The 13,448-nt window shown below is 72.2% G+C and carries 10 protein-coding genes; 4 read left to right on the top strand and 6 right to left on the bottom strand.

Annotation, left to right across the window (positions count from 1 at the left end):
• Nucleotides 1-5 precede the first annotated feature (5 nt).
• From ACTHM3_RS13120 to ACTHM3_RS13110, 3 genes are all read right to left on the bottom strand, one after another.
• On the bottom strand, nt 6-1,022 hold the full coding sequence (locus ACTHM3_RS13120; protein WP_440406638.1) for a hemolysin family protein: 1,017 nt from the start codon (nt 1,020-1,022) through the stop codon (nt 6-8).
• 74 nt (nt 1,023-1,096) lie between these two features.
• Nucleotides 1,097-2,419, bottom strand: a complete 1,323-nt coding sequence (locus ACTHM3_RS13115; protein WP_440406553.1) for a hemolysin family protein — start codon at nt 2,417-2,419, stop codon at nt 1,097-1,099.
• A 112-nt stretch (nt 2,420-2,531) separates the two neighbouring features.
• Nucleotides 2,532-3,986 carry a GuaB1 family IMP dehydrogenase-related protein gene (locus ACTHM3_RS13110; RefSeq protein WP_440406552.1) on the bottom strand — a complete coding sequence of 485 codons (1,455 nt, stop codon included), beginning with the start codon at nt 3,984-3,986 and terminating at the stop codon, nt 2,532-2,534.
• 125 nt (nt 3,987-4,111) lie between these two features.
• Here ACTHM3_RS13110 and ACTHM3_RS13105 point away from each other — a divergent pair, with 125 nt between their 5' ends.
• Nucleotides 4,112-7,918, top strand: coding sequence for a multifunctional oxoglutarate decarboxylase/oxoglutarate dehydrogenase thiamine pyrophosphate-binding subunit/dihydrolipoyllysine-residue succinyltransferase subunit (locus ACTHM3_RS13105; RefSeq protein WP_440406551.1), 3,807 nt, complete (start codon nt 4,112-4,114; stop codon nt 7,916-7,918).
• A gap of 57 nt (nt 7,919-7,975) precedes the next feature.
• On the opposite strand, the gene ACTHM3_RS13100 is transcribed toward ACTHM3_RS13105, so the two are convergent.
• Both ACTHM3_RS13100 and ACTHM3_RS13095 read right to left on the bottom strand, forming a co-directional pair.
• A complete protein-coding gene (locus ACTHM3_RS13100; RefSeq protein ID WP_440406550.1) occupies nt 7,976-8,206 on the bottom strand; it encodes an anti-sigma factor family protein in 231 nt (76 codons plus the stop codon).
• The gene (locus ACTHM3_RS13095; RefSeq protein WP_440406549.1) at nt 8,203-8,904 is read right to left on the bottom strand and encodes a sigma-70 family RNA polymerase sigma factor; all 702 of its coding nucleotides are present in this window, start codon (nt 8,902-8,904) and stop codon (nt 8,203-8,205) included. Before ACTHM3_RS13095 ends, ACTHM3_RS13100 begins: the two co-directional genes overlap by 4 nt.
• A 103-nt stretch (nt 8,905-9,007) precedes the next feature.
• Between ACTHM3_RS13095 and aroA the strand changes: the two genes are divergently transcribed.
• Together aroA and rsgA are read left to right on the top strand one after the other, a co-directional pair.
• Nucleotides 9,008-10,423: a 3-phosphoshikimate 1-carboxyvinyltransferase gene (aroA, locus tag ACTHM3_RS13090; protein WP_440406548.1), complete on the top strand. Its 1,416-nt coding sequence runs from the start codon at nt 9,008-9,010 to the stop codon at nt 10,421-10,423.
• 16 nt (nt 10,424-10,439) lie between these two features.
• The gene (gene rsgA, locus ACTHM3_RS13085; protein ID WP_440406547.1) at nt 10,440-11,465 is read left to right on the top strand and encodes a ribosome small subunit-dependent GTPase A; all 1,026 of its coding nucleotides are present in this window, start codon (nt 10,440-10,442) and stop codon (nt 11,463-11,465) included.
• Here rsgA and rlmC read toward each other — a convergent pair.
• On the bottom strand, nt 11,446-12,564 hold the full coding sequence (gene rlmC / locus ACTHM3_RS13080) for a 23S rRNA (uracil(747)-C(5))-methyltransferase RlmC (protein ID WP_440406546.1): 1,119 nt from the start codon (nt 12,562-12,564) through the stop codon (nt 11,446-11,448). The two genes, rsgA and rlmC, sit on opposite strands and share 20 nt — an antisense overlap.
• A 36-nt stretch (nt 12,565-12,600) precedes the next feature.
• Between rlmC and ACTHM3_RS13075 the strand changes: the two genes are divergently transcribed.
• Nucleotides 12,601-13,443 (top strand): inositol monophosphatase family protein, encoded by an 843-nt coding sequence (locus ACTHM3_RS13075; protein WP_440406545.1) that lies wholly within the window; start codon nt 12,601-12,603, stop codon nt 13,441-13,443.
• Nucleotides 13,444-13,448: the final 5 nt, after the last annotated feature.

Here is a 13,448-nt window from a genome sequence, read left to right as displayed (position 1 = left end):
CCGCGTCAGCGACGCGTCGCGTCGTCGACCTGCCCCACCAGCTCCTCGATGATGTCCTCCAGGAACAGCACCCCGTGGGTGGCGCCCTGCTCGTCGAACGAGCGCGCGAGGTGCGCACCCGACCGCCGCATGATCGCGAGCGCGTCCTCCAGCTCGGTGTCGCGGAAGATCGACACGATCTGACGGATGCGCTTGGGCGGCACGGGCTCATCGAACTCGTCGTCGTCGAGGTCGATGACGTCCTTGAGGTGCAGGTAGCCGGTCGGCTGGCCCGCCTCGTCGACGAGCGGGTAGCGGCTGAACCCGTGCTGGGCGACCGCGCGCTCCAGGTCGGCGGGCGTGGCGTCCTCCGGAAGCGTCACGAGCTGCGCGAGCGGCACGGCCACGTCGCGCACGGTCTTCGTGCTGAACTCGAACGCGTTGCCGAGCGTGCCCGTCGAGTCGGTCAGCACCCCCTCGCGGGTCGAGGTGGCGACGATCGTGGCCACCTCGTCGACGGTGAACGCGCTCGTCGCCTCCGTCTTCGGCTCGATGCCGAACAGGCGCACCGCGCCGTTCGCGATCCCGTTGAGCGCCGCGACGATCGGGCGGAACACGGTCGCCCAGCCGACGAGCGGCAGCGTCAGCACGAGCGCCGCGCGGTCCGGGATCGAGAAGGAGATGTTCTTCGGGATCATCTCGCCGAACACGACGTGCAGGAACGAGACGACGACGAGCGTCACGATGAACGCGAGGGTGCTGATGACCTCGTCGGGCCAGCCCGTGAACCCGAGCGGTGCCGCGAGCAGGTGGTGGATGGCGGGCTCCGACACGTTGAGGATCAGCAGCGAGCAGATGGTGATGCCGAGCTGGGTCGAGGCGAGCATGAGCGTCGCGTGCTCCATCGCCCAGAGCGTCGTCTTGGCGATGCGGGAGCCGGCGTCGGCCTTCGGCTCGATCTGCGATCGGCGGGCGGAGATGATCGCGAACTCCGCCGCGACGAAGAAGGCGTTGAAGACGAGGAGCACGACGAGCCAGAAGATGCCCCACCAGTCGGCGCCGCTCGGGCCGTCGGCGCCCTCTGCCGCACGGGCGACGGCCGCGACGGCCGCGGCGATCACGAGCGCTCCCCGGTCGGCTCGGCGTCCGGCGCGGGCGTGAACCGGATCCGGTCGATCCGCCGTCCGTCCATGCGCTCGACGCGGAAGGTCCCGGCCTCCACCGCGACCTCGTCGCCGGCGCGGGCGACACGTCCGAGCTCGCTCATGAGCCAGCCGGCCACGGTCTCGTAGGGACCGTCCTCCGGCACCCGCACGCCCGCGCGCTCCTGCAGCTCGTCGGGCCGGAGTGCGCCCGGAAAGGTCAGCCAGTCGCGGCTGCGGACCACGTCCGGGCGGCTCCGGTCGTGCTCGTCCGACACCTCGCCGACGAGCTCCTCGACGTGGTCCTCGAGCGTCGCGACGCCCGCGGTGCCGCCGTACTCGTCGACGACGACGGCCATCTGGTAGCCGCGGCCGCGGAGCTCGCCGAGGAGCATGTCGAGCCCCATCGTCTCCGGCACGCGGAGCGCCTCGGTCGCGAGCGCCGACACCGGCACCTCGGCTCTGCGCTCGCGCGGCACGGCGACCGCCTGCTTCACGTGCACGAGGCCCGTCACGTCGTCGATGTCGTCGTCGATGACCGGGAACCGGGAGTACCCGGTTCGCCGCGCGAGCTCGACGACGGCCTGGGCGCTCTGCGAGCGGTCGACGCTCGCGACCCGCGGGCGCGGCGTCATCACGTCGGACGCGTCGTGGTCCGAGAACACGAGCGTGCGCGCGAGCAGGGTCGCCGTGTCGCGGTCGAGGGATCCCTCGCTCGCCGAGCGGCGGACGAGCGTGCGCAGCTCCTCCGCCGTCCGCGCGGAGCTCAGCTCCTCCTTCGGCTCGATCCCGACCAGGCGGAGCACGCCGTTCGCCGAGGAGTTGAGCAGCCAGACCGCCGGCTTGAACACGGTCGAGAAACCGAGCTGGAACGGGATAACGATCTTCGCGATCTGCCGCGTCACCGCGAGCGCGAGGTTCTTGGGGACGAGCTCGCCGATGATCATCGACAGGAGCGTCGCGATGGCCACGGCCACGATCGACGCGACGGGCACCACGGCGCCCTGCGGGAGCCCCATGGCGCGGATCGGTGGCTCGAGGAAGGCGCTGAACGCGGGCTCGAGCGTGAAGCCCGTGAGGAGCGTCGTCAGCGTGATGCCGAGCTGCGCACTCGAGAGGTGCGTCGACGTGTGCCGGAGGCCGCGGATGACCGGGCCCAGCATCGTCTCGCCCTTGGCCTGACGCGCCTCCAGATCGGCGCGGTCGAGGTTGACGAGCGTGAACTCGCTCGCGACGAAGAAGCCGGTGCCGATCGTGAGAACGATCCCGATCACCAGCAGGATGATGTCGCCGCTCATCGGAGGAGGGTGCCGCGTTCAGACGGAGGGTCGCCCATGGTCCGGCGAGTCTACCGGCAGGGCCGGGCCCGTCGCCTGGGCATCCGCCCTCATGCGCTCACGGGCCGCGGGCTCACCAGCCGACGGGGAGCGGCTTGCCCTCCTCGTACCCGGCGGCGCTCTGGAAGCCGACCGCCGCCCGCTCGTGGAACGCCTCGAGGTCGTTCGCGCCGGCGTAGGTGAAGGAGCTGCGGACACCCGAGGTGATCATGTCGAGCAGGTCCTCGAGCGACGGGCGCAGCGGGTCGAGATAGATCCGCGAGCTCGAGATCCCCTCGGCGAAGAGCTCCTTGCGGGCGAGCTCGTAGGCGTCGAGCCGGCCGAAGCGGTCGTGGACGGCCTTCGTCGACGCCATCCCCCAGCTCTGCTTGTAGAGGCGCCCGCGCTCGTCGAGCTCGAGCCGGCCCGGCGCCTCGATCGTGCCGGCGAACCAGGAGCCGATCATGACGGAGGCCGCCCCGGCCGCGAGGGCGAGCGCGACGTCGCGGGGGTAGCGCACGCCGCCATCGGCCCACACGTGCGCGCCGAGCGAGCGCGCGGCCTCCGCCGTCTCGAGCACGGCCGAGAACTGCGGACGCCCGACGGCGGTCATCATGCGCGTCGTGCACATGGCACCCGGCCCGACGCCGACCTTGAGGATCGTGGCACCCGCGTCGACGAGGTCGCGCACGCCGTCGGCGGTGACGATGTTGCCGGCGACGATCGGGATGCCGAGGCCGAGGCCGCTCACCGCGGCGAGCGCGCGCAGCATCCCCTCCTGGTGCCCGTGGGCGGTGTCGACGACGAGCACGTCGACACCGGCCCCGGCGAGCGCCGCCGCCTTGGAGGCGACGTCGCCGTTGATGCCGACGGCCGCCGCGACGCGGAGCCGGCGCTGCGCGTCGAGCGCGGGCCGGTACAGCGTGCCGCGGAGGGCGCTGCGCGGGCTCGTCGTGCCGATGACGCGGCCGTGCCGCTCGACGAGCGCGAAGTCGATCCCGCCCTCGGCCATGAGGTCGAACGCGGCGCGGGCGCCGCCGCGGGGGTCGGCCTCCAGCTCCTCCGCGTCGAGCGCGGGGATCGCGCCGTGCACGAGGTCGCCGAGGCGGGCGTCGGGCAGGGCGGTCGCGAGGCGCACCGCGGGGATCGCGCCGTGCGGGGCGCCATCGTCGCCGCGGAGCACGATGCCGTGGCCCTCGCTCGACGGCAGCAGGGCGAGCGCGTCGGCGACCGTGGCCGACGGCGGCAGGACGAGCGGGGTGTCCCAGAGGATCGGCTGGTCCTTGACCCAGCGGATCGCGGCGTCGAGCTCCTGGAGCGGCAGGTCCTGCGGCAGCACACCGAGGCCGCCGCGTCGGGCGAGCGTCGCCGCGAGGCGCGGTCCGGTGACCGAGTTCATGTTCGCGGCGACGATCGGGATCGTGGCCCCGGTGCCGTCGCCGGTGGACAGATCCACGTCGAGCCGGCTCGTCACGTCCGAGCGGCTGGGGACCAGGAAGACGTCCGAGTAGGTGAGGTCGTGAGGCGGTCGCTCACCCAGGAATCGCATGTCTCCACGGTATCTGCAAGAACGCGGGGATTTCCGGGTTCGCCCCCACCTCGGGCGTCGGCGCGAGGGACCCCGAGGTGGTTAACTTGGGGGCGTTGTCGACGGAGAAAGAGGGCGATTCAGCCGTGACCAACCCCGTGACGGGTGTCGAGTCCGAAGATGCGAACTCATCGGAGTTCGGAGCCAACGAATGGCTGGTGGATGAGCTCTACGAGCGCTACCGGCAGGACAAGAACTCCGTCGACCGGAGCTGGTGGCCGGTGCTCGAGTCGTACCACCCCGTCGACCCCACCCCGACCGCCGCGATCACCCTCCCTCCCGCGCAGGTCGTCGCGCCGGAGCCGCCGACCAGTGAGCCGCTGATCCCGGCGGAGCCGTCCGCCGGCGCCGTGACCCCCGACCTGCCGGCACCGACCGAGCCCGCCGCCGCACCGGCGGCACCGGCTCCCGCCGCCGCACCGCAGCAGCCCGTCGCCCGCACGACGTCCGCTCCGCCGAAGCCGCAGCCCGTCCCCGCCGACGCCCCGCAGACCGGCGCCAACCCGATCGTCACCGAGGCCGAGCAGGACGAGGTGACCCCCCTCCGCGGCATCGCCAAGACCATCGCCGCCAACATGGACGCGAGCCTCTCCGTCCCGACCGCGACGAGCGTCCGCACGATCCCGGCGAAGCTGATGATCGACAACCGCATCGTCATCAACAACCACCTGAAGCGCGCCCGCGGCGGCAAGATCTCCTTCACGCACCTGATCGCCTGGGCGATGGTGCAGACGCTCAAGGAGTTCCCGAGCCAGAACGTCTACTACGACGAGCCGGACGGCAAGCCCAGCGTCGTCGTCCCCGCGCACGTCACCCTCGGCATCGCGATCGACATCCCGAAGCCGGACGGCACCCGCTCGCTCCTCGTGCCGGGCATCAAGCGCGCCGACACGATGACCTTCGGCGAGTTCATCGCCGCCTACGAGGACGTCGTCGCGCGCGCCCGCGCCAACAAGCTCACGGCGGGCGACTTCCAGGGCATCACGATCTCGCTGACCAACCCGGGCGGCATCGGCACCGAGCACTCGGTCCCGCGCCTCACCAAGGGCCAGGGCTGCATCATCGGCGCGGGCGCCCTCGAGTACCCGGCCGCGTTCCAGGGCTCGAGCCCGAAGACCCTCGCCGAGCTCGGCATCGGCAAGACCATCACCCTGACCAGCACCTACGACCACCGCGTCATCCAGGGCGCCGGTTCGGGCGAGTTCCTCAAGAAGGTCCACGAGCGCCTCATCGGCCAGAAGGACTTCTACGAGGAGATCTTCGCCGCGCTGCGGATCCCCTACGACCCGATCCACTGGGCCGAGGACATCAACGTCGACATCTCGTCGCGCATCGACAAGACGGCGCGCGTGCAGGAGCTCATCGACTCCTACCGCGAGCGCGGCCACCTCATGGCCGACGTCGACCCGCTCGAGTACAAGCAGCGCAGCCACCCCGACCTCGACATCGCGAGCCACGGCCTCACCTTCTGGGACCTCGACCGGGAGTTCGTGGTCGGCGGCTTCGCCGGCAAGCGGACGGCGCTCCTCCGCGACATCCTGGGCGTCCTCCGCGACGCCTACTGCCGCACCGTCGGCGTCGAGTACATGCACATCGAGGACCCGGAGCAGCGCCGCTGGTTCCAGGAGCGCCTGGAGCAGAAGTACGAGAAGCCGACCAAGGAGGAGCAGCTCCGCATCCTCGGCAAGCTCAACGAGGCCGAGGCGTTCGAGACCTTCCTGCAGACCAAGTACGTCGGGCAGAAGCGCTTCAGCCTCGAGGGGGGCGAGTCCTACATCGCCTCGCTCGACGCGATCCTGCAGTCCGCCGCGCACGCGGGGCTGTCGGAGGCCGTCATCGGCATGGCCCACCGCGGCCGCCTCAACACGCTCACCAACATCGCCGGCAAGACCTACGGCCAGGTGTTCCGCGAGTTCGAGGGCACGCAGGACCCGAAGACGGTCCAGGGCTCGGGCGACGTCAAGTACCACCTCGGCACCGAGGGCACGTTCACGGCGCTCGACGGCGCCGAGATCCCCGTGTACCTCGCGGCCAACCCCTCGCACCTCGAGACCGTCGACCCGGTCATGGAGGGCATCGTCCGCGCCAAGCAGGACCGCCAGCCGAGCGGCACCTACAACGTGCTGCCGATCATGGTGCACGGCGACGCCGCGATGGCGGGCCAGGGCATCGTGTACGAGGTCTTCCAGATGTCGCAGCTGCGGGCCTACAAGACCGGCGGCACGGTCCACCTCAACATCAACAACCAGGTCGGCTTCACCACCCAGCCCGGCGACGGACGCACCTCGGTGTACTCCACCGACGTCGCCAAGGTGATCCAGGCCCCCGTCTTCCACGTGAACGGCGACGACCCGGAGGCCGTGGTCCGCGTCTCGGAGATGGCCGTCGCCTACCGCCAGCAGTTCAAGCGCGACGTGGTCATCGACCTCGTCTGCTACCGCCGGCGCGGGCACAACGAGGGCGACGACCCGTCGATGACGCAGCCCCTCATGTACAACCTCATCGAGGCGAAGCGCTCCACGCGCACGCTCTACATGGAGGCGCTCGTCGGCCGCGGCGACATCACGCAGGAGGAGGCCGACCGGGCGCACCAGGACTTCCAGGAGCGGCTCGAGCGCGCCTTCGCGGAGACGCACGCGGCGCAGACGGGCGCGATCCCGGTCGTCTCGGGCGACGGCGGCTCCGGCACCGACCTGGAGCGGCCGAGCTCGCAGCAGGACGACTCGGCCGGCGAGCCCGCGTCCACGGGCGTGAGCGAGGAGGTCGTGCACCTCATCGGCGACGCGTTCGCGAACGTGCCGGAGGGCTTCACGGTCCACCCGAAGCTCAAGCAGCTGCTGCAGAAGCGCGTCGACATGAGCCGCAACGGCGGCATCGACTGGGCCTTCGGCGAGCTCCTCGCGCTCGGTTCCGTGCTCCTCGAGGGCACCCCGGTGCGCTTCGCCGGCCAGGATTCGCGCCGCGGCACGTTCGTGCAGCGGCAGGCCGTGCTCCACGACCGGGTCAACGGACAGGAGTGGCTGCCGCTCGCGAACCTCTCCGAGCACCAGGCGCGCCTCTGGATCTACGACTCGCTGCTCAGCGAGTACGGGGCGATGGGGTTCGAATACGGCTACTCGGTCGAGCGGGCCGACGCGCTCGTCCTGTGGGAGGCGCAGTACGGCGACTTCGCCGACGGCGCGCAGAGCCTGATCGACACCTTCGTGTCGTCGGCCGAGCAGAAGTGGGGGCAGCGCTCCTCCGTGGTGCTGCTGCTGCCGCACGGCAACGAGGGCCAGGGACCGGACCACTCGTCGGCGCGCATGGAGCGGTACCTCCAGCTCGCCGCGGAGGACAACCTGACGATCGCCCGGCCGTCGACGCCGGCGTCGTACTTCCACCTGCTGCGCCGGCAGGCGTACGCGCGCCCGCGTCGCCCGCTCGTCGTCTTCACCCCGAAGTCGATGCTGCGTCTCCGCGGCGCGACGAGCGACCTCGCCGCGTTCACGAGCGGTCGGTTCGAGCCGGTGATCGACGACGCGCGCGTCAGCGACAAGGGCGCCGTCACGCGGGTGCTCCTGCACGCCGGCAAGCTGCACTACGACCTGCTCGGCGAGCTCGAGAAGACCGGGGAGTCGCGGGTCGCGCTGGTGCGCGTCGAGCAGCTCTACCCGACCCCGATCGACGCGCTGAAGGCGACGATCGCGTCGTACCCGAACGCCGAGGTCGTGTGGGTCCAGGAGGAGCCGGAGAACCAGGGCGCCTGGCCGTTCATCAACCAGCAGGTCGTGCCGCAGCTCGACCGCACGATCCGGGTCGTGTCGCGGCCGGCGTCGGCGGCGACGGCGGCCGGCTCCAGCAAGCGGAGCGCGGCGGAGCTGGCGGCGCTGATCTCGGCGGCGATCACCGTCTGACCTCCCCGGCGGATCGAGTAGCGCCGACGCTTCGCGGCTACTCGATCCGCGGGCGGGTCAGTGCTCGCCGAGCGCCGCCAGGACCGCCGCCTTGAGGTCGGCCGGCGCCACCTCGCGGCACGCCTTCTGCATCTTCAGCGTGAGCGTCACGCCCACGAGGTGCTCGGCCGAGCAGTCCTCGCAGCTCTCGAGGTGGTCGGACACGTCGCGGTAGTCCTGCTCGCTCAGCTCGCGGTGCAGGTACTCCTCGAGTTCGGCCTTGGCCTGGTCGCAACCGCAGTCGGTCATCGCTTGCTCCTGGTGGCGGGTTCGGGAACCGTGAATCCGCGGTCCCGTGCGTAGTCGGCGAGACGCTCGCGCAGGAGCCGACGGCCGCGATGCAGCCGGCTCATGACGGTGCCGACGGGGGTCTTCATGATGTCCGCGATCTCCTGGTACGCGAAGCCCTCGACGTCGGCGAGGTACACCGCCAGCCGGAAGTCCTCGGGGATCGACTGCAGCGCATCCTTGACGTCGCTGTCCGGCAGGTGGTCGATGGCCTCCGCTTCCGCGGAGCGCGTCGAGCGCGTCTGCGTGAGCGTCTCGGCCGACCCGAGCTGCCAGTCCTCGAGGTCGTCGATCGCGTTCTGGTAAGGCTGGCGCTGGTTCTTGCGGTAGCCGTTGATGAACGTGTTGGTGAGGATGCGGTACATCCACGCCTTGAGATTGGTGCCCTGCTCGAACTGGCCGAACGCGGCGTACGCCTTGACGTACGTCTCCTGCACGAGGTCGCCGGCGTCGGCGGGATTGCGTGTCATCCGCATGGCCGCCGCGTAGAGCTGGTCCATGAACGGGATGGCCTGCTCCTCGAAGAGGGAGCGGAGCTGCTCCGGCGGCAGCGTCGAACGGCGACGGCCGCGTCGGGCGTCGAGCTCGTCGAGGGCGTCCAGCTCCTGCTCGACCTCGTCGTGGTCGTGCTGCTGCGGGTCCGCGGGCTGGTCGCTCATCGCGGAGAAGTCTACGTCGGCACCCGCGGCGGGTCGTTCGAGCAGCAGCACGGACACGGTCTGCTCTCCTCTCGATCCCACCGGGCGATACTGTGGACAACCGATGGGCCTGATGAGGTATTCCGACCGCGACGAACTGCCGCTCGACGGTGCGCGCGACCGCGAGACCGACCGGCGATCGGCGACCGGCCCGTGGATCGCGCCGACGAGCTCCGGGCCGCTGCGGGCGCGGATGTCGCTGCCCGGCTCGAAGAGCCTCACCAACCGCGAGCTCGTCCTCGCCGCACTCGCCGACGGGCCGTCGGTCGTGCGCCGCCCCCTCCACTCCCGCGACACGGCGCTCATGGTGGAGGCGCTCCGCGCGCTCGGGGCGGGCATCCACGAGCAGCCCGGCGACGGCGGCTTCGGCCCCGACCTCCGAGTCGCGCCCGCCGAGCTCGCGGGCGGGATCTCGATCGAGGCGGGCCTCGCCGGCACGGTGATGCGCTTCGTCCCGATCGTCGCGGCGCTCGCGCTCGGCCCCGTCGCGTTCGACGGCGACCCGTCCGCACGCCGGCGCCCGATGCGCACGACCATCCAGGCGCTCAGGGATCTCGGCGTCGACGTCGCCGACGACGGCACCGGCACGCTCCCCTTCACCGTGCACGGCACCGGCGAGGTGCAGGGCGGCGAGCTCGCGATCGACGCCTCCGCGTCGAGCCAGTTCGTGTCGGGGCTGCTGCTCGCGGCGCCGCGCTTCATCGACGGCCTCGTGCTCCGGCATACGGGCGAGCGGCTGCCGAGCATGCCGCACATCGAGATGACGATCGCCGTGCTCGCCGCCCGGGGCGTGACGGTGGAGTCGCCGGAACCCGGGGTCTGGATCGTGCCGCCCGCGCCGATCCGCGCGCTCGACGTCACGATCGAGCCCGACCTCTCGAACGCCGCCCCGTTCCTCGCCGCCGCGCTCGTCGCGGGCGGCAGCGTCACCGTCACCGGCTGGCCCGCCTCGACGACGCAGGTCGGCGACCGGCTGCTCGACCTGCTCCCCCGCTACGGCGCCAGGATCGACCGCGACGGCGACGTCGTCACCGTCACCGGCCGCGGGGCGGCCGAATTGGCGGGAGTCGAGCTCGAGCTCGCGGAGGGCGGCGAGCTCGCCCCGACGTTCGCGGGCCTCGCCGCGCTGGCCGGCGCGCCCGGGCGGATCACGGGGATCGCGCACCTCCGCGGGCACGAGACCGACCGACTGGCCGCCCTCGCCGCCGACCTCGGCGGGCTGGGCGCCCGGGTCACCGAGCTCGACGACGGGCTGGCCTTCGAGCCGGCGCCACTGCAGGGCGGGCCGTGGCGCTCCTACGAGGACCACCGCATGGCGACCACGGGCGCGCTCGTGGGGCTCGCGGTCGAGGGTGTGGCGGTCGACGACATCGGTGCCACGGCGAAGACGCTCCCCGAGTTCCCCGAGCTGTGGTCGCGGATGCTGCGCGGCGGCGACCCGCTCCGCTCGGTCGACCCGCTCCTGTGGCCGGGCGTGTGACCGAGGTGGGTCCGCGGTGAGCTGGCTGCCGCCCGACGACGAGGACGACGACGCGTTCGGCTTCGACGAGTCGGACGTGCGGATCCGCCCGAATCCGAAGGGCACCCGGCCGCGCACGAAGACCCGACCGGACCACGGGGACGCGGTCGTGGGACGGGTGCTGTCGGTCGACCGCGGCCGGTACACGGTCATGGCCGACGAGGACGGCGCCGAGGAGCGGGTCATCACGACGACGCGGGCTCGCGAGCTCCGCCGGGAGGCCATCGTGACCGGCGACCGCGTCGACGTCGTCGGCGACACCACCGGCGAGGAGGGGACGCTCGCCCGGATCGTGCGCATCCGCCCGCGCACGACGCTCCTCCGCCGCTCCGCCGACGACACGGATCAGGTGGAGCGCGTCATCGTGGCGAACGCCGACCAGCTGATGATCGTCATCGCGGCGGCCGACCCCGAGCCTCGGGCGCGGCTCGTCGACCGCTATCTCGTCGCCGCCTACGACGCCGGGATCGCGCCGCTCATCGTCGTCACCAAGACCGACCTTGCCGACCCGGGGCCGTTCCTCGCCAACTTCGCCGCGCTCGACGTGCCCGTGGTGCGGAGCGCTCGAGGCGCCTGGCCGCTCGCAGAGCTCGCGCCGATCCTCGACGGCCACACCACGGTCGCCGTCGGGCACTCCGGTGTCGGCAAGTCGACGCTCGTCAACGCGCTCGTGCCCGGGACGGATCGCGCGGTCGGGGTCGTCAACGCGGTCACCGGGCGCGGGCGGCACACGTCGTCGTCGACCGTATCGCTGCGGGTGCCGACGGGCGGGTGGATCATCGACACCCCCGGCGTGCGCTCCTTCGGTCTCGGCCACATCGATCCGGCGAACGTGCTGCGCGCCTTCACCGACCTCGCCGAGGTCGCCGCGGACTGCCCTCGGGGGTGCACCCATCTCGCCGACGCCCCGGACTGCGCCCTCGACGAGGCGGTCGCGAGCGGGCGGCTGCGCGCGGACCGCGTCGACGACTTCCGCCGGCTGCTCAGCTCCCTCGCCGGCTGAGGAGGACCATCGTCTCGACGTGCGCCGTCTGCGGGAACATGTCGAACATCCGCGCGGCCACCGGCCGGTACGACGGCAGCGCCGCGAGGTCGCGCGCGAGCGTCACCGCATTGCAGCTGGAGTAGACGACCGACGGCACACCGGACGCCTCGAGCCAGGCGTCGAGCCGCTCCCCGAGGCCGCGCCGCGGCGGATTCACGACGACGAGGTCCGGGCGCTCGGTCTGCGCCTCGGCCCAGGCCGTCGCGTCGTCCGCGATGAACGACGTCCCCGGCACGTCCGCCGCTCGCGCCCCCGCGATCGCCGCCTCCGACACCTCGACCCCGACGACCGTCCGACCCGGCGCGGCCAGATGCAGCGCGAAGCCGCCGACACCGCAGTAGAGGTCCCATGCCGTCTCCGGCATGATCTGGTCCGTCCACGCCCGCGCCTGGTCGTAGAGCCCCTGCGCGACGCCGGTGTTGGTCTGGAAGAAGCCTCCCGGGGGCAGCAGCAGCGTGCCGGCGCGCATCCGCATGGGGAGTGCCTCGCGCTCCGTCAGCACGATCTCCTCCTCGCCCTCCACGAGGGCGACGTGGGCCGGGAGCAGGTTGACGGAGATCACGGCGGCCCTCGGGAGCCGCTCCTCCAGCCACGGCAGGTGCTTGCGGATCCGGCCGAGCGCCTCCGTCGACCGGAGCACGAAGCGCACCATGAGCTCGCCGTCCGGCGACACGGTGACGTGGACGTGCTTCAGCTCGCCGCTGCGCGCCGGCACGTCGTAGGGCGGGATCGCGGCCCGGTCGATGAACGCCGCGATCGCCGGGAACGCGGCGTGCAGCTCGTGCGCGCAGATGCCGCACCCACGGAGGTCGACGCCATGCCGGTGCTCGTCGAGGATCCCGAGCGTCGGGGCCGCCACGGTGCCGCCGACGACCATCTTCGCCTTGTTGCGGAAGCCGGACTCCGGGCTCGGGACCGCGGGCATCCAGTCCAGGTCGGGCCAGGCGGCGAGCAGCGCGCGCGTGGCGGACTCCTTGTCGGCGAGCTGCGTCGCGTAGGGCACGCCCATGAGGGTGCAGCTGCGGCAGACGCCCGCGTCGAAGTAGTCGCACTGCACGGAGAAACGATAACCAGCGCCCGCTAGCGTGGCCGGGTGACCGACGCCCGCACTCCCACCGACGACCCGGCCCGCACCGACGACCCGGCCCTCGCCGACGACCTGGCCCTCGCCCTCGCGATCGCGGCGGATGCCGACCTCATCGCGCTCGACCGCTACCGCGCGCAGGATCTCGATGTGCGGCTGAAGCCTGACCGCAGCCAGGTGACCGACGCCGATCAGCGGGTCGAGCGGCTCGTCCGGCGCGAACTCGAGGCCGCACGGCCCGGCGACGCGATCCTGGGCGAGGAGTTCGGCAGCGACGCCCCGGCGGGCGCCCCGCATCGGCAGTGGATCGTCGACCCGATCGACGGCACGTCGAACTTCGTGCGCGGCGTGCCGAACTGGGGGCTGCTCCTCTCCCTCGTCATCGACGGTGTGCCGGAACTCGGCGTCGTCAGCGCGCCGGCGCTCGGCCGCCGCTGGTGGGGCGCGACGGGCCACGGCGCGTGGCTGCGCGAGGGGCACGACGAGCCGCGCCGGCTCGCGGTGAGCGGCGTCGCCGAGCTCGCGGAGGCCTCCGTCAGCTACAACAGCCTCAAAGGATGGGACGATGCGGGCCGGTCCGCGCAGCTGCTCGAGCTGAGCCGCGCCGTGGGCCGCACCCGCGCGTACGGCGACCTGTGGTCGTACATGCTGCTGGCCGAGGGCGCCGTCGACGTCGCGGGCGAGTTCGACCTGAAGCCGTGGGACATCGCGGCGCTCGTGCCGGTCATCCGCGAGGCCGGCGGAACGGTCACGACGCTCGACGGGGGCGACGACGTGCTCCGCGACGGCGGTCTGCTCGCCACCAACGGTCACCTGCACGGGGGCGTTCTGCGCATCGTGGCCGCCGCGTAGGCTTC

It is taken from the genome of Pseudolysinimonas sp., assembly GCF_051954455.1.
GTDB lineage: Bacteria > Actinomycetota > Actinomycetes > Actinomycetales > Microbacteriaceae > Pseudolysinimonas.
Note: the sequence above shows the minus strand (reverse complement) of the source record. Positions and strands in the feature narration are given on the sequence as shown.